The sequence below is a fragment of the Zoogloea sp. genome (assembly GCF_023150065.1).
Lineage (GTDB): Bacteria > Pseudomonadota > Gammaproteobacteria > Burkholderiales > Rhodocyclaceae > Zoogloea.
This window is the reverse complement of sequence record NZ_JAKLLN010000001.1, coordinates 1-23627: the sequence shown is the minus strand read 5'-3', so window position 1 is coordinate 23627 and position 23627 is coordinate 1. Positions and strand designations below refer to the sequence as shown.

The following is a 23627-nucleotide window of genomic DNA, read 5'->3' as shown; positions in this document are numbered from 1 at the left end:
AGGGCCCATACCTTAACTTAGATGCCCCAACCTTAACAAACCCGCACAAACAAAGGGTTTCGTCCTATACTCACCTTAACGGGCTAGCATGGGAATAGCCCAAATCTGATAGCCCATGCTAGCCCGGCGCTAGCCCGACATATTCAAGGTGAGTGAATGGCGAATCTCAAGTTCTCAAAAACAACGCTGCTTGCCATGAAGGCCCCGGAGGCCGGCAAGCGTGTGACGATCTACGACACCGAAATCCCGAAGCTTGCGATCCGCGTCACGCACGCAGGCGCTCGGACCTTCTATGTCGTGAAGCGGTCTGGCGCGTCCATGGCGTGGGTGAAGCTGGGCAGTTTCCCTGACATGACGGTGGAGCAAGCCCGCAACGAGGCTCAGAAGATCCTCGGGGAATTTGCCAGTGGAGCCAATCCGGCCGAAGCCCGGCGTGCAGTTCGCGGCGAGCCCACCTTTGCCGAAGCCTTCGAGGACTTCCTGGCCGGCAAGCGGAAGCGCGACGGCTCTCCCCTGGGGGAGCGCACGAAGCGGGACTACCACGACGTGTTCCGGCTGTATCTCTCCCCCGTTGCGGGCAAGAAGCTGTCCCAGATCCAGCGGACCGACCTGAAAGCGATCCACAAGAAGACTACCGCCAAGAGCGCGGCACAGGCAGACCGGGCAATAGCCGTCGTGTCGTCGGTCTTCACCTACATGATCGACCAGGAAGTCTTCTCTGGGCAGAACCCCGCCAGCCGTGTTCAGAAGAACCCCGCGACTGACCGGGACCGCTTCGCACAGGGCCATGAGCTGCCCCACCTGCTCGATGCCGTTGCGAGATCCGGCCAATCCGATTACTTCCTCCTGTCCCTCCTGACCGGCGCCCGCCGCGCCAATGTGCAGGCGATGGCCTGGCGTGATCTCGACTTGCCCGGTGCCGTTTGGCGCATCGGCAACACCAAGAACGGCACGCCGCAGAACGTCCCGCTGTCACCCGAAGCCGTCATGGTGCTGAAAGCCCGGCAGGGCCGCGCAGACACCTCTCCCTTCGTTTTCCCCGGCACCGGGAAGACCGGCCACCTGGTAGAGCCGAAAAGGGCATGGTCGACGATCCTGCGCACGGCCAGCCTGCTCAGCCTGCTGGAGGCCCTGAAGCTGGATGACGCTGCCCGCCAGGAGGCCGATACCCTGCTGGAGCAGGGGCTATCCCACGCCGAGGAGCGGTATCACGCCGAAGCCATCAACGCCCAGATCAATCCCGCCGACTTCGCGATGACCGACCTGCGCATTCACGACCTGCGCCGCACCTTGGGGAGCTGGCAGGCGAAGACCGGTGCCTCGCTGGCGATCATCGGCAAGAGCCTGAACCACAAGACCCACCAGGCCACCGCCATCTATGCGCGCCTCGACCTTGATCCGGTTCGCCAGTCGGTGAACACCGCCACCGCGGCAATGCTCGAGGCCGCCGGCCTGAAGGAAGGGGCGACCGTGCTGCCGCTGCCGACGAAGCGAGGCGCAGCCTGACCGCCTTGACACAGCATCAAGTAGCCGGGCGAGGGGTGGGCACCCGGCCTGCTGGCTGCTGGAGCCTAATTGTTGCATCGACAAATATTCTTGACCCGTCGAAATAACGCATCTACAGTAAATCAATGAAACCACCCTATACGTGGGATGAGGCAAAGCGCCAAAGCAACCTTGCGAAGCACGGATTGGATTTTTTTGATGCGGGTGAGGTGCTGGAATCGCGTTTTCGATTGGACATTCCCGTAATGCGGGGCGGTGAGCTCCGGGTTCAATCGTTGTCCTACGCGATGGGCTTCTTGGCCGTTTTGACGGTGGTTCATGTCGAGCGTGACCAAACCACGCGAGTTATCAGCTTTCGCCGCGCAAGCGGCCCAGAACGTGAGGTGTACGATGCCTGGCTCGAAAACGAATGCGATGAACCGTGATCAGGTGCTGTCCGCTGTACGCGCCCTGACGGACGATCAGGATTATGTCTGGGACGGTAAGGATGAAGACGACCGGCCGGCCACTGAGGATGAACTGCGCGCCGGTGTTGAAGCCGCCCGCCGAGGCCGCGGCCGGCCGGCTGGAACTGGCTCTAAGGAACAGGTCGCCATTCGGATTGATCGCGATGTTCTCGCCGCCTTCCGGGCTGGCGGAGCTGGGTGGCAAACCCGGATGAATGACGCGCTGCGTGAATGGCTGAAAGAGCATTCGGCCGTCTGAGCCGCCTGACCCAGCAAGAGAAGGGCCGGGCGCCAGAGGCCCGGATTGCAACTTGACCGAGTCCCCGCGATGACACCGCTATCGTATGAATACTTCGGGCGCTACATCGCGCTGAAATCGACCTTCCATTTCTTCGATCCGTCCAACCCCCACACGACCATTTCCCCCAATGACGACATTCTGGGGCTAATACTTGTAGCAAACCGCGCCCACGCGCTCTTGAAGTATCGCGAACCTATTCAGATCGAGATCCTCGTCGAAGCCGTGGACGCAGCCATCAACTGCTATTTTCACGATGAGTTCCAATATTGGCTCGCGCGGAACGGCCTTGATGATCCCGAGGCACGCGCGTTGATTCGCCTGGACCATATAGATTGCCCAAACCCCACCAACACTAGCGAGCTTGAAGCCCTGATGGCCTGTGCGGACCTCTACTCCGACCCAGAATTCCAAGCCGAACGTCAGTATGAGCTATTCGCTGCCCTTGGCCTTGTCCACATTGATGAAGCTATTCGACTGCACAGAGCCTCCGTGTCGCACGGAGACCAGCAACACGGGTACTGCCTTGAAGCCGTGGCGAAAGCAGTCTTGAATGCGACGGAAGCAATCTGCACTGCGGAACAAGTTCGCACTTACAACTGGCTGAAGGTTCGGATGATCGGCCAAGAGTCGATGCTCGCGGCCCATAAAGCCAAAGTCGCGGAGCTTTCCGAAGAGCGCCGCCGACTTCGAAAGGAAGTCGAAGAACGAGGGGCATCTCATCTATCCCAAGTTCTTTCCTCCAACGGAAAGAAGGGCGCCATGGCTGCCCATGCTCCCAAACTGGCGCTTCGAGAATGGGCTACTCAGCTCTATCGGGAAAAGGAGTGGATCTCCCCCCCTGTGGCCGCCAGAGCACTCAAGGAGGAGATCATGGCCCACGGCAAGAAACTGGGGTTTAGCCTCAAAGAGGACAACGCCTTGAGGACCATTACTGAATGGTTCCGAGAGGCGAATAGGAGCACCGGTTAGCGGCCATACGTAGTACGCCTAGCTGCTAAACGTAGTACGTCAGGCCGCCAAACGTAGTACGCCTAGCGGCCTGACGTCGTATCAATCAGTCTTCGATTAATGAAAAGTTCGCACCCATACCGCACCACAGCGGGACTACACGGATGCGAACGATGCAAGCTCAAACCAACGCCCTGGCCCGACCCACGCGAGCAGCCATTACGTCCAACCCCGATCTGTTGGACGATATCGCAGCAGCCGCGCTTCTCGACGTTTCGCCCGGCACCCTCTCTGTTTGGCGCAGCACAGGCCGCTACAACCTCCCCTTTCTGAAGATCGGCCGCAAGGTACGCTATCGCCGCGCAGACCTCGAGGCCTGGATGGAGCGCCGTACCCGCGAATCAGGCGCTACTGCCTGAAGGGGGGCGGCATGATCCGAGTCCTTCTTTTCGGCGATCTGGTCGCCAACCCCATCGAACGAACCAGCAAAAGCGGCCGCCCCTATGCCCTCGCCCGCGTCTCGGTCCCCCAGGGCGACGAAGGCCGAGTGTTCTGCTCCGTCATCGCCTTCCAGGATGAAGCCGTAGCCCGACTCCTGCAGCTCAAGGCTGGCGCCTCGGTGAGCCTGGCGGGCGCTCTCAAGGTCGGCACCTGGCAGGCGAAGGATGGCACCACCCGCCCCTCCCTCGATCTGCAGGCCGACGAGGTGGCCAGCACCACACCACGTCCGCGCAAGCGCAAGGCAGACCCGGAGAGCCCCACAGGTGGGGATGCCTTCGACGATCTGCCCGGATCCGGTGATCTGAACTGGACGGAGGCTTGAGCATGGAGCGCTCCTATCCTTTTCCCGCTCGTCATCGAGCGGATCACCCCGCTGGCCACCCTCGCGGACTCGACGATGACGCGCCCACCCTCCGCCTGCAGTTTCACTGGCCGGTCCATTTCTACGCGATCCGCGGCCCGTTCGGCTTCAGCCTGGCCCTCGAGAGTCCGGCGATCTACTGGGGGCGCGGCGGCCGCTGCTTCGCCTTCCTCCATGACCTGACGCCCGAAGCGCTGGATCGGGTGATGGAGCTGTGCGCAGATGCAACCGATGCACGGCGCCGACCGTGGGGGCGGTGACACGGTGGGCGACATTTTCAGCATTGTGCCGATCGAGGTGTGGGCCGACAAACGGCTGACGCTTGAACAGCTTCGGGTGTTGGGCTCGTTGCTGTCCTTCTGCGGGCCTGATCGCCAGTGCTTCCCTTCGCGCGACGAGATTTCGAAGCGGTCGGGTGTGCACATCACCAACGTGAGCTCTGCCACTACCGCGCTCGAGCATCTTGGCTGGCTCACCAAAGTGGGGAAAGGCGGCTTCTCCAAGGCCAACCGCTACACCATCCATGTGCCCGAAACCCTAGCCTATTCGGCAACGGTAGCCCAACAGGCAACCGTTGCCCAACGGGCTACCGTAGCCGATCAGGCAACGGTAGCCGATCAGGCTAGGGGCATGCGTGTAGCCGAATCGGCTACGGTAGCCCAACAGGCAACGGTAGCCGATTCGGCTACTTCTACCGTAGCCCAACAGGCTAGGGGCAAAGAACAGACCAGTGAACAGACCAGAGTAGTGGACGTGGTCCCTGTCAGCAGCAGGACGGCCGATGCCCCCCGCGGTGAGAAGCATCCCCCAACGAAGGGAACGCGACTGCCTGCCGATTGGCAACTTCCAAGAGCCTGGGGTGAATGGGCTCTGGCTGAAGTCCCCCGATGGTCAGGAGATCAAGTCCGGAAGGTTGGGGAGACGTTCGGCGACTACTGGCGAGCGAAAGTCGGCAAGGACGCAGTCAAGGCCGACTGGTTGGCGACCTGGCGCAACTGGGTCCGCCGGGAAGCCGAGCGCAACAACGCCGCCATCCCACGCAGCCCCGCGCCGAGCACACCGGATCCGTTCCGAGGGTGCATCTGATGCTGCTGAACGCACTGAAGCCGCTTGTCGAGATGCGCCTCGCTGGGCAACTCCCCCCAGGGGATGTGTGGGTGCTGTTCGGCAACTACGAGCAAACCCCCTGGTGGCACTGGTCCGGTGTGAGCGTGGAAGTGGTCATTGCCGAGACGGCGCCGGTAGCGCGGCTTGATCTGCGCGCACTGGTGGGCCTCTCGGTCTGCGTCCAGGCCGACCGCTACAGCGACCAGCTGCTGCGCCTCTGCAAGCGCCTGAAGGAATTCGCCAGGAGCCTGAACGTGTATGTCCTCGCCTGGCTGCCCGAGCACGTCGGGATGTTCTGGGACCGCGGACAGGCCGACGACTGGAGATCATTCGAACTTGAGGAAGCCCTCTGATGCCCGCCAACATCATTCACGACAACATCGACTTTTCCGCCTACATGGCGCGCACCGAAGCCGCCCACAAGCTCATTCCCGCCGGTGCGTTTGCCGACGAGGTGGCCGACTACCTCGAGCACGGCACCCAGCTCACCGGATCCAAGCTGCCGTGGCGCAAGACCCGCGACTTGATCCGGTTTCGCTCCGGTGAGGTCACCCTCTGGAGCGGCATCAACGGCCACGGCAAGAGCCTGGCCCTCGGACAGGCCGCATCCGGATTCGTGTGCCAACGGGAGCAGGTCTGCATCGCGAGCCTCGAGATGCGACCTGTCGTCACCCTCGCCCGCATGACCCGGCAAACGGTCGGCGCCCGCCATCCTGATCGGTCGGACGTTCTCGACCTTCACGCCATCTGGTCCGATTGGCTTTGGCTCTACGACCAGCAGGGGCAGGTGACCGGAGAGCGGATCCTGGCCGTCATGCGCTACGCCGCGGAGAAGCTGAAGGTTCGGCATTTCATCCTGGACAGCCTCATGAAGTGCGGCTTGGCCGAGGACGACTACACCGGCCAGAAGCTGTTCATCGACACGCTCTGCACCATCGCCAGGGACACAGGCATGCACATCCACCTGGTGGCCCACAGCCGCAAGGGACGTGACGAGACGCAGACTCCGGGGAAGATGGACGTGAAGGGATCCGGATCGATCACCGACCAGGTGGACAACGTGGTGACCTGGTGGCGGAACAAGGCCAAGGAGGCTGCCGTACAGGCTGGCGAGCCTGTCGAAGCTCAACAAGCCGACGCGATCATGGTCATCGACAAGCAGCGAAACGGCGAGTTTGAGGGGAAGGTGGCCTTCTGGTTCGACAAGGACTCCATGCAGTACATCGACTCCCCCGCATCAATTCCTGCCGACATGATGACCCAGGGGTTCTGGGCATGAGGGCCCCAGCTGATCCGCAAAGGTCTGCCGGCTGCCCGACAGGCTTCCGGCGCTTCGACGAGATGACCGGCGGCCTGGAGCCGGGGCAACTGGTGATCGTCGGCGCCCGCCCCGCGATGGGGAAAACCATCTTCGCCTGCAACGTCGCGACCCACGCAGCGGCGGCCGGCACCCCGGTGCTGTTCGTCACGCTGGGAATGACCCGCCGCGAGATCGCCGCCCGGATCCTGGCCGCGCGCTCCGGTGTCTCCGTCCAGGCGATGCGATCCGACGCTTGCCGCCAGGACGACTATGACCGCATGAGCAGCGCAGTAGGCTGCACCATGGCTTGGCCGTTCTTCATCGACGACACCCCTGCGGTGAGCGTTGCCTACGTCCGGGCCAAGGCACGGCGCATCCACCGTAACCACGGGCTGGGCCTGGTGGTGATCGACTACCTGGGCTTGATGCGCGGCACCGGCGACAACCGGACCCAGGAGGTCGGCAGCATCTCCCGTGGCCTGAAGGCCCTGGCCAAGGAGCTGAAGGTGCCGGTGATCGCCCTGGCCCAGCTCAACCGCGGCAACGAAGCGCGGGCGGACAAGAAGCCAACGCTGGCCGACCTGCGCGACTCCGGCGAGATCGAGCAGGACGCGGACATCGTCGCGATGCTCCACCGGGAATCGGAGTACCGCGATTCGCCCGAGCTGGAAGGCCTCGCCCATCTGCTGATCCGCAAGAACCGCAACGGCCCGACCGGGGAATGCCTGCTGACCTTCGACGGCCCCTTGATGCGCCTGGCCGACTACGACGGTCCCTACCCCGAATCGCCTCAACCCAGGAAATCGGACAGAAGGAGAGGGTTTGAAGCATGACCAGAACGACGAGAAGGCACCGCCATTCGATTTTTGAGGGGACGGATAGGGGCATGCCGCACCCCACCCCTAAAAAATTCACCAGCGGCCCGATTTTCACAAACCCACGATTCCAGCAAGGCACCACGATGCAGCAGACCCAGGAGGCACACTGATGGCGGCAATCCAGCGAACAACGAAACAGCAGATCCTCGATGCGGTGCAGGACCTGCACAACACCGAGCAGATGGTCACCCGGGAGGCGCTGCGGGAATTCACCGGCCTCTCCCTCACGATCATCGATGACCGCCTGGCCACCCTGGTGGACGACGGCGCACTGATCCGGAAAAGCCGCGGCGTGTTCGTTCCGGCCATCCTGCATCCGCCGGCGCGCCCCATCTCGAAAACCGTCATGCCCGATGGCCTGGTGAAGATCGAGATTGGGGATGAAGTGCTGACGCTCACGCCCCGCGAGGATCGGACGCTGGCGGGCGTTCAGGCTGGGGCCGCCCTGCAGTACCTCGGGATCGATACCGAACAGACCGTCATTCAGGCCTTGGCCGATCTGCGTCTCAAGGTCCGTGAGTTGGAGCGATCATCGAAGTCCAAGGCGCCCTCCCCCACCCCGGAAGACGATGAAGCATGATCCACGGGACATCCACGCAACCCGGGGTTTCAGCGGACGTCCGGCAGCAGGTGCTCGAGCTGCGCCGCCGGCATTCCTTCAGGGAGGTGGCCATGCTGGCGGGCCTGCCACTTGGCACGGTGAAGGCGATCTGCTCCAGGGCCGGCGTCTTCCGCGACAACCCGGCGCACCGCGCATTGTTCAGCCTGCCGCCGATCCGCGAGAGCAGCCAGACCCTGCCGGCCGTGCCCGAACTGCCGCCCAAGGAGCGCGTCACCGGCGATGCGGAGTTGGATGCCGTGCTGTGGCTGCAGGCGGTGATCAACACCGGCGACGCCGCGCTGATCGACAAGGCAATGGAGGCGGCCACCCGTATCAAGACACCGCTGAAGACGCTGGAGGATCGATACGCCGCCTTCCTTCAGGCAACGAATCCAGGCAACCCGTTTGCCGGCCTTGCAACCGTGGGTTTCGGTGACCTGAAGGGGCTGGCGAAGAAGGCCATCGAGCGCAACTGCAGACAGAACGAAGCACGGGCCCGCTTCGGGGATGCGCTGTTCGATCCGACGCCCGCGGAGCTGTTCTGCACCGAAACCCTGGCCGGGCTGGAGCGAAGCGGCGCCCTGCATGACTTCGACTGCAACCAGGTGGCCACCCGGTTCAAGGACCGCCCCGAGCTGATGCCCCAGACGCTGGCCGACTGCCTTCACGAACTGCGCTTCTGGTCGGACCTGTACCGCCTGCGTGAGGCGGTGTGCCGCCACGGAGGTGACCCGCCCCCCGAGGCCACCGCCCGGGATTGGTTCGTCTTCGGGATGCTGGCCGAGATCCGTCCACGCACCAAGGTGGAATCCGTCGCGGTGCTGCGGTTCATGGGGGAGGAAAACCGGATGGGCGCGCGAGAAGCGGATGCCATCCTGATGAATCTGGTGGGTGGAGCATGACCGAGGATCCAGACCGCGAGCGGCGCAAGCTGCTGAAGGCGTACATCCAGGCCCGGGCGGAGATCCACGCCGCCTGGAAGGCCCAGGGCTACGGCCACCCACCACCGACATTCCCTCAATACCCCGATGAGCTGCGGGGGCTCACCTGCGGTGCGAAGACGCGGGCCGGAACACCGTGCAAGCGGACGGACCTCTGGGAGAACGGCCGATGCAAGTTCCATGGAGGGCTCAGCACCGGCCCCACATCCGATGCGGGCAAGGCGAGGGCTGCCATGAACGGGCTTCTGCCGAAGGCAAAGCGAAGCCCATGAGGGGCTGACAAAAGTTTGCCTTTTTCATGATCGATTGGGCTCCTGAATCGGTACCCAATGGGGGCGGATCAAGTACGCAAGACGGTGGTACGCAGCCCGGTACGCAGGGAATCCCGCACCACCCGAGGTGATGAAGCTGCAGTGCAAGGGGGTCGCGAAACGTTACCCCCTTGCACCCTGCTGCAACACGCAAGAGAAGGACAACGGAACATGCATCAGATCGCAAACGAGCTGCCGGCCGAGGTCATCGAAGCGGCGCACCAACTGCCCGACGAGGGCTTCCTGGATCACCCGGCCCTTGCCGCGCTGCAGGCCGTCATGGACCAGGCCTCCGAGGCCGCCTACCAATCCCAGGTGTCCTGGGAGCTGCACTCCTTGCGAGCGGATTCAGTAGCTAGTCGCCTCGAGACACTGCAGGCCGCGGAAGAGGAAGTCCGGTCCGGCTTCCGTGGTCTGGCTGCAGTGGATCTTGCGCTGGGGGATCTGGAATTCACCGCAGCGACCGACGGCCGGGCACGCTGCCAGCGCTTGACCTGGCAGATCGACGCCGCGAAGGATGCGCAGCAAGTGCTCGAAGCCGAGTCCGCATCACTGGAACGGGAATTCGAAGCCGCCTCTGATGCCTACGAACGGGCGCATGCCCAGTTGCGGCACACCTTGTGGGGGCTGAAGCTCGAGGCGGCTGGAAGGGCTCGGGGGAATCGGTAAGGTTTCGTGAGCCTGTCGAAACTGACGTTACCTTCCCCCTGGCCCCATGCCGGGGTTTGTGCTCCTCCTCCGCCTGACAGTCAGCGCCCCCAATTCGGACTACCTGGCTGGCCGATAGCCTCCGCGCTAGGCGTAGCTTGGCGAGCCTTGGACCTTCAGGACCCATGCCCCACCTTGATGCCACACCCCGCGCAGCGTGAGCTCACATTGCATAATTGAGACATCCTGCATGCGAGGCCCTGCCCATGAACTTCAAACCCAGCCCGATCACCATCACAAAAGAAGCTCCTTACGCCGAAGATCGGCTTGGCCGCAAGGCATGCGCTGAAGTACTTACAAACGTGCTCAACTCAGCACCGGATGGCCTCGTGCTCTGCATAAATGGCACATGGGGATCCGGCAAGTCCACCTTCATTGAGATGTGGCGAACCCAGCTTGAAGGCGACTTCACCACCATGCTCTTCAACGCATGGGAAAGCGACTTCGTGGATGACGCCATGGTGGCGCTCTTGGGCGATTTGCAAAGCCAAGCTGAAGAACTCGCTGCCAAGGGGTGCCCCGATCCTGCAGCGGAGAAGATCGCGGTATTCAAGCGCCTTGGTTCAAAGCTCGTGCGTGGTGCGCTCCCTTTCGCGATCAAGGCAGCAACGGCCGGGATGGTCGATATCGATAACGACGCCCTGAAAGACCTTCTCGTCGACGAAGCGGGCAAGCTTGCCGAAGCTCAGATCGAGGCCTACGCAGAAGCAAAGGCCTCCATCGCCGGTTTCAAGGATGCGCTCACGGAGCTCGCAGAGGAGATCGGCGTCAGCGGTAAGCCACTGGTCATCTTCGTCGACGAGCTCGATCGCTGCCGGCCCCCTTTCGCCGTTCGCGTGCTGGAAGTCATCAAGCACTTCTTCAGCGTGCCAGGTGTGGTCTTTGTGCTTGCACTGGATCGAGAGCAGCTCGGACACAGCATCAAGTCCATGTACGGGGCAGACATGGATGTCGGCGGCTATCTCCGCAGGTTCTTTGACCTGGAGTTCAACCTTCCAAAGGGAAATGGCACCACGTTCGTTGGCGAGCTTTTCAGGAAATTTGGTCTTGCTGAAGCGATTGAAGCGCACTCCAAACAAAGTGGTTTCACAGGCCCCTTCTCAACCCAGAACCTTGTATCCAGCCTGTTCGATGCATTCTCCTGCTCACCGCGAGATCAGGAAAAGTGCTTTACGCACTACGCCTTGACCAAGATCGCATCACCCAGGGCGCGACAATGGTCATTCATGAACCTGTTCATGGCCATCGTGCTCCGCATCAAGCAACCAGAGCTCTACCAGGGTCTCCTACACGGTAGCAAGACCATCGACGACGTGCTCATAGACTTGAGCAAGTCCAAGCGCTTTCTTAACTACCTGGAGACACATGGAGGGACGTACTTCGAATGGTATTTGCGGGCACTCAGCTATAGCGGGATGAGTTCCGCATTTCTCTCGGAACTCGACGGCGCCCGCCAGATTGGGCAGGGACGCGTCGATAGAATGGACGCCCTCAACATACTGAGAAGTGGGTTCGATGGCAATCTCCAGCTTCCGCCCATTGGCGGGCTTCGCGGCATCGACACTGCAATCAATTTGGTCGAGCATTTCTCATCCTGATCTCGCTGACGTGGACTGATACGCAACACCCTACCCGTCTCATCCCCCTGCACCCCCGTGACACGCGGCGTGTGTCGCTGTCGGCCCTGCATGCCGTGGTGGTTCAAGACTACGTCCAGCGCTGGGAGGGCATTGAGCCGCCCAGCCTGACCGACGCAGAGACGTTCTGCGCAGTGGCGCAGATCGTGGTCACAGGTGGGGATGGGACCATGGAGGCGCACCCAGTAGAGCCGGGAAAGAACTTGGTATCACCTGCGCAACCAAGGCTCGGGGCAAGAAAAAGCCCGGGCATCCCCGGGCTCGACGTTCAGAACGTCAGATAGTACAGCAGCATCAGCAACAGCAGTACGTCACCCGTCACGGATAGCTGCGTGCTCTTGCGGGTCCGCTTGAAACGGATCATGGCAGTCTCCACGCAGTTGTGGGGTTTCCGGCTGCCATCAGCTACACTTTGAAGGTCTCTTCAAGACACCGTGTAGCGCTGGCAGGTCAGGCCGACCCCAAGGCGCCTCACAAAGAGCTCGTCGGTTGGCGCCGTCGGGCTCTTTCCTTTTCTGCATTCAGTTTTGCTGAACGCATGTAGCGCATTGTATTCGAGCCTGTCGCGTCCCCTGCACGTCAGATATCTCCTCAGGTTCACGTTGTGCTGGATTCAATTCTGTGATTGGCAGTTTTTCTCGTTGAGAAGCACCTATGTGCCCCTGAACTCGCCCCCCAGCCATTGAGCCTACTGCCTTGGTAAAAATGAAAAAATAGTTCTCATTGGGAGGGGATGGTTGATGTAGAGCTGGATGTCCCCGGAGCCTGGGAAGATGTCGATGAACAGCGAGAACACGTGGATGTTGGTGTCGCCCTCCAGAGCAACATGAAGCTCATGTCACAAACTACTGCCCGCACGAGCACCCAGTCGCCGGGAGCCTGACCATCCAGCAGCGCGGCGTTGTTCGGGCCTTTCGGATCTCAAGGTCATCGACACCCGCTATCGGGCCCGGTAACCCTAGCATCCTCGGGTATCCAAAGCCTTGGTATCCAACGCGGTATCCACGGAAACCCCGGGTTACCAGGAAGTGGTTACCAAGTCGGTTACCAGCGAATACCTGGTTTCCAAGCCAGAGGTTTCCAGGCAGGTTTCCGATGAAACCCGGGGTTTCAGCCGGCATGTCACACCGCCCCCCCCGAAATGCGCCCGGACGCGCCACGCACAGCCGAGCACAGCCCAACCCCCTGAAGGGGTGGCCTGTTCCGTGGGCGCCCCGAAGACTCCCGAGATACATCTCACGGGAGACCTTCATGTTCGGATTCCAGAAACGTTCCAGCCGGCCCCAGGCCCACCCCCAGAAACTCGCCGACGGCGGCGAGGTGCGCGGCAACAAGCAGTCGTCTCCTCCTGACCCCGAAGCCTCGGGCTTGGGCTTCGGCCACGGCAGTCGCGCCGCCGCCCTTCTCGCACAGGCAACCGGGTCCGGCCCGATCCGCGGCCCCGGTACCGGCACCTCAGACTCGATCAAGACGGCGGTTGAACAGGGCTCCTTCATCGTGCCGGCGGACTCCGTGGCGCAGATCGGCGAGCAGAACCTGGCCGCCCTGGGGTTCCGCTCGGGCATGAACCCGGCGGACCGGCCGAAGGCGCCCGGCCTTGGCCTGGGCTTCCAGCCCGATTACATGCGGAACGTTCCGGCGCCCGCAGCCGGCCAGGGCTTTGGCTTCCAGCCTCGATCCCAGCGCCAGGCTGCACAGGCCGAGAGCAAGCCTGAACCGGGCATCGGCTTCAAGAGCAAGGCACAGCGCGAGAACGGACAGGGTGCAAGCGCCAACGCCGTACCCGTGAATCTCTCGAACGGGGAATTCCAAGTATCTCCGGAGCAGCTCCAGGCGATTGGCGCCCGGGTGCTGGAGCAGCTCAAGAACGCCACCCACACCCCGGTGCAGGAGCAGCGGTCCACGGATGCGCTCTACTTCGTCAATGGCGGCGTGGTGGAGGATGACCGCGCGAGGTTGCAGAGTCCGTCCACCGGGAACAACCCGGTATCGAATCTCCCGGCGTTGGATCCTGCCCGCACCTCCTCCGGCCAGATCGGTGGGCCTGCAACCACCCGGCCCACAGCACCCGCGACCTCCCCGATCAAGGGGCCCCTCAACTCGCTGGGCACGGCCTACGGCGAGACGCTGAGCGCCATGGTTCCATCGCCCTTCGAGTCGCGCACGAATGCCATCCGAGACCAGAACCGCGAAGGGCTGATCGCCGAACCCGAGAAGCCTGCGGTACCACCCGGCATCCCCGCCGCCCCGAAAAGTCCGGCCGCAGCCTCCTCCCCCGTCGTTCCCGGATCCTCTGCTGCAGGCGCCGCGGCAAACGAGGTCGATCAGCCGGGCACCACCACGGGCACCACGCCCCCCAACTCCGGCCCGGTGCCCTACACCGTGGCGCCCGTGGCGAACACCAACGGCGTGCAGCGCATCAACCAGCTCGGCAAGTCGCCGCTCTTCACGAACATCGATCCTGGCCAGGCGGTGGCCGAGATGAAGGGCAACCCGGTGGGCGGCTTCCAGCCGGCATCTCTGCGGAACGATGCCTCCTTGCCGGCGGCACCGGCTGCTCCGGGCCTGGGCTTCGGGCCTGGGTCCGTGGGGGAGCAACGCGCGTCCGGCGTGGGCGGCAACGATGTGATGGGCATCCTGCAGCGGGAAAACCAGATCCGCGCCGGCATGGGCGAGCTGCAGGACCAGATCAACTTCAATGCCGGCGGCGGCATCGGTTTCCGGAAGCGTACGCCCGATGAGGCTGTGGGGGATCTGCTCTTCTCGGACAAGGCCGCCTCCCGGATTGCGGCACTGAACCACCTGAGCGGGCGCCAGGATGCGGCGGCAAAACAGGGCCTCGACCAGCAAGAGATGGCCCTGCGGCGGCAAGACTCCGCCGCAAAATCCGTCACCGCCGGCCTCTCCAACCAGGCGCAGGTCTTGGAACTGCAGAAGGCGCAGCGGCAGGCGGATCTGCAGCGGCAACTTGCCGCCGAGACCGACCCGACCCGGCGCAACGAGCTGGCGCGGCAGCTGTTGGCCGTGCAGGGCAAGGAAGAGCGGCCCGCATTCTCGATGGCGAAAGTTGAAACCGGGACGGACGGCTTGGGGAATCCCATCCTGAGCACGATCCCGGTCAATCAGCGGACCGGCGAGTATGTGTTTCCGCCGAAGGCAGCTTCCGCAGGATCTTCGACGCCTCCCCAGAACCATATCGACGCGCTGAAGAAGAGCCCGAACCAGGCCGCCATGTTCGATGCAGTCTATGGACAAGGTGCCGCAGCACGCTACCTGGTGGGTGTGAAGTAATGGCCGAGACCAACCCGTTCAAAGACCCGAACTATGGACTCGAGCCCGGCAAGGCGTCCCAGGCCAACCCGTTTCACGATCCGGAGTATGGCAAGGAGAGCACATCCGACGGCCCCTTCATGCGGGGCGTGAATCAAGCCAAGAATTCCGCACAGACATTTGCCAACCTTGCCACCGGAGATGCAGCCGGCGCAGCTCAGCGCGTAGCAGAAGGCGCCGCGTACCGCAGAGAAAACCCGGGCACGAAGGAAGGCAACGAACTGATGGCGGCCTGGGAGCGCGGCGACGGCATCACCGGTGGCATCAAGGAGGTGGCCGGCGAGTTTGCGAAGGACTGGCGCGAAGCTCCATCGATTCCGGCGGCTGTTCGTGCAACCGGGAAGAATCTATCCGCCATGGGGGGCGGAATTGTCGAGCAGATCCCGAACATGGTCTTGCCCGTGGCCGGCATGCTAGCGGGGGGCGCCGCTGGTGGTGCGGCCGGAACTTCGGCTGGCCCTGTCGGCACGGTGGCAGGCACTGTCGGAGGTGCTTTTGCTGGCAGCGCTGCTGGCAACACGGCCATGGAAACCGGTGAGCAGGTGCTTCGGGCACTGAACACAGCAGGCATCAACCCCGAAGATCGTCAAGCCGTCCAAGCATATCTCGAGAGGAACGGCGATTCGGTGCTCGGCACGACGGCGACCAAGGGAAGCATCATCGCAGCCATCGACACCTTGACCATGGGAGCAGGCAGCAAGCTGCTCTCCGGTCCAGCTCGCGCCGCAACTGATCGGGCGCTGGCAGGAATGGGAGTAGATGTTGCCGATAGGGCCGCAGTGAAAGCGGCCAGAGCCTCCCCGGACTTTGCGGCTCGGATCGCGGCGGACGCTGAATACAAGGCTGCAACCTCCGGCACTCAAAAGATTGCGCGCAACGTCGGTACGGCAGCCCTTGAACCAGCCGGCGAGTATGCGGGCGAATATCTGGGTCAGGGCATTGCTACTGGAGATTGGGACTCCAAGGGTGCGGCGCTGGAGGCGCTCTCCTCCCTCGGGCAGAGCACCGCCACCTTTGCCGGACAGAAGGCCTATCAAGCCGTCACGAGACCTGCCACCACGGCGAATCAGCAGCAGCCCCCGGCTGCCGAAACTCCACCCGCCGAGACTCCGCCCCCTGCTGCTGCACCCGCACCCGTGCTGGACGAACAGGCCCTAGAGCGCGCAGGCGTGATGCCACCGCCGGTGCTGGACGAACAGCAGATCAGCCGGAAGGTGGATCTCGAGAGCGGAGCACCGATTCCCTACACGCCGCCGCCTGCCGAAGAACTCGCTGCCATGCGCAAGGCCGCTATGGGCATCGACCCGGCAACCGGCCCCCTGTCGGCCGGCGCCGCTATTGCGATCGAGACCCAGGCGGCTGAAGACGTTCGGCTTGGCGCTGCTTCCACGCTGGCCGACGGCGCTACGTCTGCCGAACAGGTCCGAGCGGCGCAGGAGGCGCGACTGGCTGCCGATCCTGGCATGACCTTCGAGCGCATCGGGCCGGATGCGTCCGTTGCTTCTGGGCAGCAGGCGATCTGGCGCAATCGGGATTTCGATCTGCCGATCGAGGTGGTCGACGTGATGTCCCAGCCGGGTCCGGACGGACGGCGTTACGCGATGGTGCGAGGAGCGATCAATGACCGGGAGGCCGTGAGCTACGTGCCCCTGGACGAGATCGTTCCTTCGTCGCTTCCCGCAGCAAGCAAGACCACGCCGACGCCCAGCCCGCAGGCCGCCCCCTCCGGTTCCTTCGGCGCAATGAACGACCTCGCCGACCTGGTGAGCCAGGAGCGCCAGGACGTGGCCCAGCGCCGGGCCGGCATCGCCGACCGGCAGGGGCAGCGCCGGGAGTTCGACCTGGCCGAAGCGGATCGGCGCACGGCGGAATCCATGCAGCGGGAGGCGCAGGCCCGGCGGCGCGCGGTACTCGACGCGGTGCTGGCCGATCCGGAGACGACGAACCCGGCTGGGCGCTTCGCGGCGACGCTGCGTCGGGAGGGCTACCGCGACAGCGCCCCGACCGAGGACGAACTGCGGACCATCCAGCGCTTCGAGGACGTGCGCGCAGCGCAGCCGGCGCCCCTGGAGGTCGAGCCCTCTGCGCCGAATGAGCTGGATCCGGCCGCGATGGGCATCCGGGAGCGTCGGGCGCCTGCCGAGAAGGTGCCGCTGGCTCCGCCGAAGAACCTGCGGGAGGGCCTCGAGCGGGTGCGGGCGGCGCGAGCGGCGGCAGCGGCTGCTCCGGCCACCCCGGCGGCCGCGAGCCCCGCGGAGACCTGGGCCCGCATGGATGCCGGGCAGCGGACGGCGCTGGCCGGGCGCCTGCAGGGCGTGCCGCCGATCATCGCCAAGAACGTGCATCGGGCGGATTGGGCGAAGATCAATTCGGCGCTGCAGGGCAAGCTGGTGGAGGCGATGGCATCCCGGGCCGCCGGACAGGAGGCCATCGACGCGGCGGCACACGAAGCTGCGACCTCGCCCAGGAATGACCGGGCCCAGCCCACCGAAGCCCAGGCCAAGGCCGGGAACTACAAGAAGGGCCACGTGAGCGTCGGCGGCCTGGACATTGCCATCGAGAATCCGGAGGGCTCCACGCGCTCCGGGATCGATCCGGGCGGGAAGCCGTGGTCTGTGACCATGGGCGCGCACTACGGGTATGTGAAGCGCACGCAGGGCGCGGATGGTGATCAGGTGGACGTGTATATCGCCAAGGCCGATCCGGTGCAGAGCCCGGTTTTCGTGGTGGACCAGTTCGACAACCGCACGGGAAAATTTGACGAGCACAAGGCCATCCTGGGGGCTTCCTCACTTGAGGAGGCCCGGGCCCTGTACGACGCGCACTTCTCCGACGGAAAGGGGGCGGAGCGGCGCGGCGCCATCACGCCGATGGGCTTTGATGCCTTCAAGGACTGGGCAAAGAGCGGCAACACTGCTGCGCCGCTTGGTCAGCGCATTGCAGCTCCGATCGACAAGAAGCCTGGCGCCGCTGCTGTGGCGGCAGGTGGTGGCCAACGTGGCGAATCCGCATCGCCGGCAGTAGGCCGGGCCCTGCAGATCCTGATGGACCGCACGGACGGGGTCGGCGCCCCCGATGGGCTGGGCGGCCCGGAGCATGCGGACGCGCGCACGGCGATTGTCTCGGCCCTCACCGGTGAGCGAGCCGCCGACATCGAGGCCGCGCCGAACTTCAAGTTCCGCACGAGCGTGCCCCAGGTGGAGCGCCTGCTGTACGACGCGGCCGGCATCCCGGCGGGGAAGACCCTGAACGAACGCCGCGCGCCGTTCATGGACTGGCTGGATCGGCAGCAGGCCGGCGGTGCGGCGCAGGCCTCGCCGGAATCGACCGCCCGGGCCGAGGCACTGGACCAGGAGATGGCGCGCAAGCTGCAGGAGGCGGAGGGCGGCGACACGGCGGCCGAGCAGGATGCGCCGGCCGGTGGCCTGCGGTTCTCCCGCAGCGCTGGCCAGGCCGGCGAGTTCGTGGCTGCGCCGGATGGCTCCATCGACTTCGGCGAGATCACGCCGGAGATGGCGCAGGCGATGCGCCGGCAGGCGGGGAAGATCCGGCTTCAGCACGGCGTGCAGAACGAGAACGGCACGGGCTGGGGCCTGGCCCACATCGAGGCGAACCACGGCAACCAGATCCGCAACGCGGGCTTCACCTCGGTGGAGGCGTTCGTCTCTTTCGTGGCGAGGAACTTCAACGAGGTGCTGCAGGCGACCAACCGCCAGATGCTGGTGGCGATCAGCGGCACGCGGCAGGATGTGATGTTCGTCCAGCTCGAGCCAGCGGACGGCGGCGACTACTACCGCATCAACACGGCCTTTCCGGCCAGCCGCGACTATCTGGCGAAACAGCAGCGCAAGGGGATGAAGGTGCTCTGGGATGGGAGCGAACCCGCACCCGCTGCTACCGGACAACAGCCCCCATACGCTGGCGCGCCTGCAGAAGAGTCCGGGCAGGGCGCCCCCATCGCTCGGGGCCAGAGCAACCCCAGTGTAGCAAACCCGGAAGCCGCCGGCAGCCCAACCGCCCAGAAGTCCGCGGCCCCTGCCCTGCCCCGCCCCAGCATCACGGCGGAATCCCTGCCCGCGATCTTCGCCGAGCGCTTCCCGAAGCTGGCCGGCGCCATCAAGACCATGCTGGACCGCGGCGCCCTCGGCCAGCCAGGCGGCCTGGTGGTGATCGGCAACGCCCAGGAGTTTGCCGACCACTCCGGCCGGAAGCTGGATGACGCCGTGCAGCTCTTCGAATCCGGGGACGGCATCCACACCAAGGGGCTGTACGACAGTAAAACCGGGATCACCTACCTGGTGGGACCGAACCTCACCCAGGACTCCGCCTCCGCCGTGGTGCTGCACGAGATGGTCCACGGCCAGCAGCGCCAGGCGCTCGACCAGAAAGCCCTGGCGCTGATCGAAGGCCGGGCGAAGGAGGCGCCGGCCTTGCGCGTCTTCCTGGATCGGGTGGCGGAGCGGATGGAGACGGTGGGCGAGACGGGCAATCCGTTCGAGGCCACGGCATACATCGTGGAGATGGCCGCACAGGAGGGGCGGCAGAGCGGCTTCTCCCGGGCGGACGGGCCCATCCTCGCCTGGATTGAGCACAACATCGGCCGGAAGGTGGCGGACATGGTGCGGGACTTCGTGGCCACGGTCCGGGCATGGGCGCTGGCGCATGGCGTGGAGCTCAAGGCGATCACGGTCGACGACCTGGTGGCCTACGCCATGGCCGGGGTGGGCAAGGCGGCGCGCGGGCAGGTGGTGACGGATGGGAAGGCCGGCCCCGCGCCCGCGTTCTCTCGAGGATCGCCAGAAGGTAACGGCGTGGGGCGGGTCGCCGAGCGCCTCCGGGATACCGCCGCCCGCGCCGCCGGCCGGCCGCGCCCCGATCCGAACGACCCCTTCTCCGCCGAGAACACCCGGCTGCGCGAGCAGGACAAGTCCCTGTGGCAGAAGGCCAAGGGCCAGTTGCGCCGCTGGCTGGCTCCGGGTGGCCTGTTGCCCGATTCAGTCTTTGCCGAGAAGATCGCCCGGGACAGCAAGTTCCAGGCGGTGGAATTCGACATCCGGCACATCGTGGGCGGCTTCGAGCAGGCCGTGAAGCAGGACTTCGGCACGCCCTTCGACAAACTCACCCAGGCCCAGCAGCGGACCCTCTCCGAGGCGCTGGCCGGCAAGGTGGCAGGCAGCCTGCCCAAGGCCACGAAGACGGCCGTGGTGGCGATGCGCCAGTACATCGACAGCCTGTCCGGCGAATACTTGCAGATCATCCAGGGCAGGATCGACGCGCTGCAGGCCAAGGCCGAGCAGAGCGGCCGGGATGCCGACAAGGCGCAGGCGATCAACGAGATCGGGCTGTACGAGAAGATCCGGAACAACGTCGGCGCCTACGTGCACCGGTCGTACCAGGCCTTCGACGATCCGAAGTGGTTCCAGAAGGTGCCGACGGCCACCCTCAACGCGGCCCGGCAGTACCTGAAAGACGGCTACATGGAGGGCGGCAAGACCGGCGAGGCCGAGGCGCTGCGCCTGGCGGAGGTGGCGCTGGCCGAGATCCTGAAAAACGGCACGGCCTACGACTCGATGGAGAGCTTCATCGCCGAGGGCAAGCTGGGCGCCAAGGACTTGAGCGTGCTGATGCGCAGGAAGGACGTGCCGCCGGTGATCCGGGCGCTCCTCGGGGAATACGCCGATCCACGGCTGAACTTCACCAAGTCCGCCACGAAGATGGGCCGGCTGATCTGGAACCAGCGCTTCCTGGATCGGGTGCGCGAGATGGGAATGGGCACCTTCCTGTTCGAGGGCAAGGACCGGCCACCCTCGGCCACCACGCAGATCGCCGCCCAGGGCTCGGAGGTCTATGCCCCGCTGAACGGACTCTGGACCTTCCCGGAGGTGGCCCAGTCCTTCAAGGATGCGCTGGGCAAGGAACAGATGGGTGAGCTGTACCGGTTCATCGTGCGGGCCAATGGCCTGGTGAAGTACGGGAAGACCGTGTTGTCCCCCACCACGGCCATGCGCAACTGGCAGTCGGCCATGTTCTTCGCCCTGGCCAACGGTCACTTCGACCTGACCCAGATGAAGAAGAGCGTGGCGGCCTTCCGGGAGCAGGTGCGCCAGAACGCCACCGGCGATGACCTTGCCTACCTGCGCCACCTGAAGGAACTGGGGGTGGTCTATGACACGCCCTACGCGGGCGAGATGATGCGCTTCATCGAGGACGCCAAGGCCGACAGCGGCATGGACACGGTGATGCGGGCCTTCGGCGCCAGTGACGGCGCGATCGCCAAGGGCCTGCGCGGCGTGAAGCAGATCAACCAGGTGGCCCAGGGCTTTTACAGCTTCGGGGATGACTTCTGGAAGATCATCGGCTTCGAGAACGAGAAGGCTGGGCTCCTGAAGGCAGGGCTGCCGGTGGCCGAGGCCGAGCGCGAGGCGGCCAAGCGCATCCGCGACACCTACCCCACGTACTCGATGGTGGGCGCCGGCATCCAGAAGCTGAGCCGCTTTCCGCTGATGGGCACCTTCGTGTCCTTCCCGGCGGAGATCGTGCGCACCAGCGCGAACATGCTGCGCATGACCGCCGCCGACCTGAAGAGCGACAACCCGGCGCTGCGGGCGCTGGGGATGAAGCGGGCGGTGGGCATGGCGGTGGTGTCGGGCCTGTTCTATGGCCTGGCCGCCCTGAGCAAGGCCGGCTCCGGCGTGGATGACGATGAGGAGGAGGCGCTGCGCGACCTGGCGCCGGAGTGGCAGAAGAACTCCACCTTCCTCTTCGCCGGCCGCGACGAGAAGGGCCAGCTGCGCTACTTCGACATGAGCTTCCTGGACCCGTACGGCTACTGGAAGCGGCCGATCACGGCGATGCTGCGGGATCAGCCCTGGGAGAAGTCGGCGGCCAGCGCGATCAAGGACATGCTCACACCCTTCTTCGGGGCGGACATCGCCACCGCGGCGATCTTCCAGGTGCTGGCCAACAAGAAGGACTCCGGTGGGAAGGTGTATCAGGAGGGGGCCGATGCCCTCGACCAGGCCGGCGCCATCGCCAACCATCTGCGCAAGGCCCTGCAGCCGGGCTTCGTGGGCAACATCGAGCGGCTGACGCTGGCGGCCCAGGGCATACGCCGGGAGGGCAGCGGCCAGCCCTACGACCTCAACGACGAGATGACGGCGCTGTTGGGCTGGCGGGCTTCGACGATGGATCCGAAGACGGCGCTGTATTACCGCTCCTTCGAGTTCAACGATGCGATGACCGAGGCCAAGCAGGTGCTGACGCGCACCCTGCGGAGCGTCAATCCGGTGTCTCCGGAGGACATCCGGGATGCCCGGGAGGTAGCGCAGAGCCGGCAGGCGGAGGCCTTCACCGAGATGCGCCGGCTGGTGCAGGCCGCCCAGGCAGCCGGGATGAACCCCGCCCAGATCCGCCAGGTGCTCAAGCAGTCATCCATCTCCCAGGCCAACGCCGAGGCGCTGTTGCGCGGCACGCCGCCGCGCCTGGTGCTGGGCGTGCCGGCCGCGGCCAAGGCGGTACAGCAGGCCCGGGCGATGGAGGGGCCGGAGTTTGCGCAGGAGGTGGCCAAGCGGTACCGGATGGCCTCGGGGATGTGAGCCCCGGCAGCAACGTGATGAACCTACAGCGAAGGAAAAACCGAATGACCACGGTCGATATCAAGGGCGCTGCCCAGCTGATGAATATCCATGTGCGGACCGCCGAGAAGCTGGTGGTGAGAGGCATCCTGCCGGCCGCCCGCATCGGCCACGGCTATGTGCTGATGGAGCGGGATGTGCTGGCCTACATCGAAGCGCAGATCGCCAGCCAGACGGCGCTGAAGCGGGAGAAGGGAGGACGGCAGGGGAAGACCCGGACAGCGGTCGCCGCGGGCCTGGAGGCATGAGCCTGCCCGGGAGTAACGCCCCGCAGTTCGTGCAGCTCGTGGCGGCGGGATGGATCCGCCGGCGCGGGTACGACATTGCGCCGGTGGATGTGATGGGGAGTGGCGGGACGCCTGCCCATACACCGTTGGTGGGCGGACCCGGTGGCGGTGGAGGCTTCCACGGCGGCAGGGCTGGGCCTGGTCCTTGTCGATCGGATATCGGGAGCGGCGCGGCGCCAGCTTCCTGAGTAAATCCACCTACGTGTGCCAGGACCGTACTGTCAAAACTGTCTTTTCTGGATTTGGCAGTTTTGGCAGTGTAGCTCCAGGGAGCATGTGCCGAAATTCTCGATCAGCGGGGGGGTGTTTTGCCACTCCCTTCCCCGCCATCCGTGCCGACGACAAAGGCCGGTACTGCCTGAATGAATCGCCCCGGGTTTCGCGGAGGCCGTTTGGTTTTAGTCAGGCCAACACAGCCTGACCGGTTTGGCTGCGGTAATAGTGTGCCTCAGCTTCAGCCGGCGGCAGGTAGCCAATAGGCGCGAGCAGCCGATGATGGTTGAACCAAGCCACCCACTCAAGGGTGGCCAGTTCCACCGCTTCAGCGTTCTTCCAGGGCCCGCGACGATGGATCAACTCCGCTTTGTAGAGTCCGTTGATCGTCTCGGCCAAGGCGTTGTCGTAGCTGTCGCCCTTGCTGCCGACTGATGTCGCGATGCCTGCTTCGGCGAGCCGTTCGGTGTAGCGGATGGACACATATTGAGCCCCTCTGTCCGAATGGTGGATCAAGGCATCCCGCTGGGGCTGACGTGCCCACAAGGCCTGCTCCAGTGCGTCCAGCACGAACTCGGTGTGCATGGAGCGGCTGACGCGCCAGCCGACGATGTAAC

The 23627-nt window shown here is 64.6% G+C and carries 20 protein-coding genes; 19 read left to right on the top strand and 1 reads right to left on the bottom strand.

The window, feature by feature from the left end; all coding sequences use genetic code 11:
- The first annotated feature begins 156 nt into the window (after window positions 1-156).
- The 19 genes from L6Q67_RS00100 (at window position 157) to L6Q67_RS00010 (ending at window position 22758) form a co-directional block, all read left to right on the top strand.
- Window positions 157-1506: a tyrosine-type recombinase/integrase gene (locus tag L6Q67_RS00100; protein WP_296563320.1), complete on the top strand. Its 1350-nt coding sequence runs from the start codon at window positions 157-159 to the stop codon at window positions 1504-1506.
- A 125-nt stretch (window positions 1507-1631) separates the two neighbouring features.
- Window positions 1632-1931 carry a BrnT family toxin gene (locus L6Q67_RS00095; RefSeq protein WP_296563317.1) on the top strand — a complete coding sequence of 100 codons (300 nt, stop codon included), beginning with the start codon at window positions 1632-1634 and terminating at the stop codon, window positions 1929-1931.
- The gene (locus L6Q67_RS00090; RefSeq protein ID WP_296563314.1) at window positions 1921-2211 is read left to right on the top strand and encodes a BrnA antitoxin family protein; all 291 of its coding nucleotides are present in this window, start codon (window positions 1921-1923) and stop codon (window positions 2209-2211) included. Before L6Q67_RS00095 ends, L6Q67_RS00090 begins: the two co-directional genes overlap by 11 nt.
- A gap of 69 nt (window positions 2212-2280) precedes the next feature.
- On the top strand, window positions 2281-3222 hold the full coding sequence (locus L6Q67_RS00085; RefSeq protein ID WP_296563313.1) for a hypothetical protein: 942 nt from the start codon (window positions 2281-2283) through the stop codon (window positions 3220-3222).
- Between the two features lie 152 nt (window positions 3223-3374).
- Window positions 3375-3620, top strand: coding sequence for a helix-turn-helix domain-containing protein (locus tag L6Q67_RS00080; RefSeq protein WP_296563309.1), 246 nt, complete (start codon window positions 3375-3377; stop codon window positions 3618-3620).
- A gap of 11 nt (window positions 3621-3631) precedes the next feature.
- Window positions 3632-4024, top strand: coding sequence for a single-stranded DNA-binding protein (locus L6Q67_RS00075; protein WP_296563307.1), 393 nt, complete (start codon window positions 3632-3634; stop codon window positions 4022-4024).
- Between the two features lie 2 nt (window positions 4025-4026).
- Window positions 4027-4323: a hypothetical protein gene (locus tag L6Q67_RS00070; RefSeq protein WP_296563303.1), complete on the top strand. Its 297-nt coding sequence runs from the start codon at window positions 4027-4029 to the stop codon at window positions 4321-4323.
- Window positions 4295-5149 carry a helix-turn-helix domain-containing protein gene (locus tag L6Q67_RS00065; protein WP_296563301.1) on the top strand — a complete coding sequence of 285 codons (855 nt, stop codon included), beginning with the start codon at window positions 4295-4297 and terminating at the stop codon, window positions 5147-5149. Before L6Q67_RS00070 ends, L6Q67_RS00065 begins: the two co-directional genes overlap by 29 nt.
- Window positions 5149-5523 carry a hypothetical protein gene (locus L6Q67_RS00060; RefSeq protein ID WP_296563299.1) on the top strand — a complete coding sequence of 125 codons (375 nt, stop codon included), beginning with the start codon at window positions 5149-5151 and terminating at the stop codon, window positions 5521-5523. Before L6Q67_RS00065 ends, L6Q67_RS00060 begins: the two co-directional genes overlap by 1 nt.
- Window positions 5523-6449 carry a DnaB-like helicase C-terminal domain-containing protein gene (locus L6Q67_RS00055; RefSeq protein WP_296563297.1) on the top strand — a complete coding sequence of 309 codons (927 nt, stop codon included), beginning with the start codon at window positions 5523-5525 and terminating at the stop codon, window positions 6447-6449. Before L6Q67_RS00060 ends, L6Q67_RS00055 begins: the two co-directional genes overlap by 1 nt.
- On the top strand, window positions 6446-7303 hold the full coding sequence (locus tag L6Q67_RS00050) for a DnaB-like helicase C-terminal domain-containing protein (RefSeq protein WP_296563294.1): 858 nt from the start codon (window positions 6446-6448) through the stop codon (window positions 7301-7303). Before L6Q67_RS00055 ends, L6Q67_RS00050 begins: the two co-directional genes overlap by 4 nt.
- Window positions 7304-7457: 154 nt before the next feature.
- Window positions 7458-7928 carry a hypothetical protein gene (locus L6Q67_RS00045; RefSeq protein WP_296563292.1) on the top strand — a complete coding sequence of 157 codons (471 nt, stop codon included), beginning with the start codon at window positions 7458-7460 and terminating at the stop codon, window positions 7926-7928.
- Window positions 7925-8851 carry a hypothetical protein gene (locus L6Q67_RS00040; protein WP_296563289.1) on the top strand — a complete coding sequence of 309 codons (927 nt, stop codon included), beginning with the start codon at window positions 7925-7927 and terminating at the stop codon, window positions 8849-8851. Before L6Q67_RS00045 ends, L6Q67_RS00040 begins: the two co-directional genes overlap by 4 nt.
- A complete protein-coding gene (locus L6Q67_RS00035) occupies window positions 8848-9162 on the top strand; it encodes an HGGxSTG domain-containing protein (RefSeq protein ID WP_296563286.1) in 315 nt (104 codons plus the stop codon). The genes L6Q67_RS00040 and L6Q67_RS00035 overlap by 4 nt, the downstream gene beginning before the upstream one ends.
- Window positions 9163-9372: 210 nt before the next feature.
- A complete protein-coding gene (locus L6Q67_RS00030) occupies window positions 9373-9870 on the top strand; it encodes a hypothetical protein (protein ID WP_296563283.1) in 498 nt (165 codons plus the stop codon).
- Between the two features lie 245 nt (window positions 9871-10115).
- On the top strand, window positions 10116-11507 hold the full coding sequence (locus L6Q67_RS00025; RefSeq protein ID WP_296563280.1) for a P-loop NTPase fold protein: 1392 nt from the start codon (window positions 10116-10118) through the stop codon (window positions 11505-11507).
- Between the two features lie 1290 nt (window positions 11508-12797).
- A complete protein-coding gene (locus tag L6Q67_RS00020) occupies window positions 12798-14837 on the top strand; it encodes a hypothetical protein (RefSeq protein WP_296563277.1) in 2040 nt (679 codons plus the stop codon).
- The gene (locus tag L6Q67_RS00015; RefSeq protein ID WP_296563275.1) at window positions 14837-22471 is read left to right on the top strand and encodes a hypothetical protein; all 7635 of its coding nucleotides are present in this window, start codon (window positions 14837-14839) and stop codon (window positions 22469-22471) included. Before L6Q67_RS00020 ends, L6Q67_RS00015 begins: the two co-directional genes overlap by 1 nt.
- 44 nt (window positions 22472-22515) lie before the next feature.
- On the top strand, window positions 22516-22758 hold the full coding sequence (locus tag L6Q67_RS00010; protein WP_296563272.1) for a helix-turn-helix domain-containing protein: 243 nt from the start codon (window positions 22516-22518) through the stop codon (window positions 22756-22758).
- 441 nt (window positions 22759-23199) lie between these two features.
- On the opposite strand, the gene L6Q67_RS00005 is transcribed toward L6Q67_RS00010, so the two are convergent.
- The coding region (locus L6Q67_RS00005) for a DDE-type integrase/transposase/recombinase (protein ID WP_296563270.1) at window positions 23200-23627 on the bottom strand (428 nt) is incomplete at its 5' end.

Bases quoted from the DNA above. Each gene is read 5' to 3' on its own strand.
- L6Q67_RS00100 (WP_296563320.1), top strand. From the start codon at position 157: ATGGCGAATCTCAAGTTCTCAAAAACAACGCTGCTTGCCATGAAGGCC.
- L6Q67_RS00095 (WP_296563317.1), top strand. From the start codon at position 1,632: ATGAAACCACCCTATACGTGGGATGAGGCAAAGCGCCAAAGCAACCTT.
- L6Q67_RS00090 (WP_296563314.1), top strand. From the start codon at position 1,921: ATGAACCGTGATCAGGTGCTGTCCGCTGTACGCGCCCTGACGGACGAT.
- L6Q67_RS00085 (WP_296563313.1), top strand. From the start codon at position 2,281: ATGACACCGCTATCGTATGAATACTTCGGGCGCTACATCGCGCTGAAA.
- L6Q67_RS00080 (WP_296563309.1), top strand. From the start codon at position 3,375: ATGCAAGCTCAAACCAACGCCCTGGCCCGACCCACGCGAGCAGCCATT.
- L6Q67_RS00075 (WP_296563307.1), top strand. From the start codon at position 3,632: ATGATCCGAGTCCTTCTTTTCGGCGATCTGGTCGCCAACCCCATCGAA.
- L6Q67_RS00070 (WP_296563303.1), top strand. From the start codon at position 4,027: ATGGAGCGCTCCTATCCTTTTCCCGCTCGTCATCGAGCGGATCACCCC.
- L6Q67_RS00065 (WP_296563301.1), top strand. From the start codon at position 4,295: ATGCACGGCGCCGACCGTGGGGGCGGTGACACGGTGGGCGACATTTTC.
- L6Q67_RS00060 (WP_296563299.1), top strand. From the start codon at position 5,149: ATGCTGCTGAACGCACTGAAGCCGCTTGTCGAGATGCGCCTCGCTGGG.
- L6Q67_RS00055 (WP_296563297.1), top strand. From the start codon at position 5,523: ATGCCCGCCAACATCATTCACGACAACATCGACTTTTCCGCCTACATG.
- L6Q67_RS00050 (WP_296563294.1), top strand. From the start codon at position 6,446: ATGAGGGCCCCAGCTGATCCGCAAAGGTCTGCCGGCTGCCCGACAGGC.
- L6Q67_RS00045 (WP_296563292.1), top strand. From the start codon at position 7,458: ATGGCGGCAATCCAGCGAACAACGAAACAGCAGATCCTCGATGCGGTG.
- L6Q67_RS00040 (WP_296563289.1), top strand. From the start codon at position 7,925: ATGATCCACGGGACATCCACGCAACCCGGGGTTTCAGCGGACGTCCGG.
- L6Q67_RS00035 (WP_296563286.1), top strand. From the start codon at position 8,848: ATGACCGAGGATCCAGACCGCGAGCGGCGCAAGCTGCTGAAGGCGTAC.
- L6Q67_RS00030 (WP_296563283.1), top strand. From the start codon at position 9,373: ATGCATCAGATCGCAAACGAGCTGCCGGCCGAGGTCATCGAAGCGGCG.
- L6Q67_RS00025 (WP_296563280.1), top strand. From the start codon at position 10,116: ATGAACTTCAAACCCAGCCCGATCACCATCACAAAAGAAGCTCCTTAC.
- L6Q67_RS00020 (WP_296563277.1), top strand. From the start codon at position 12,798: ATGTTCGGATTCCAGAAACGTTCCAGCCGGCCCCAGGCCCACCCCCAG.
- L6Q67_RS00015 (WP_296563275.1), top strand. From the start codon at position 14,837: ATGGCCGAGACCAACCCGTTCAAAGACCCGAACTATGGACTCGAGCCC.
- L6Q67_RS00010 (WP_296563272.1), top strand. From the start codon at position 22,516: ATGACCACGGTCGATATCAAGGGCGCTGCCCAGCTGATGAATATCCAT.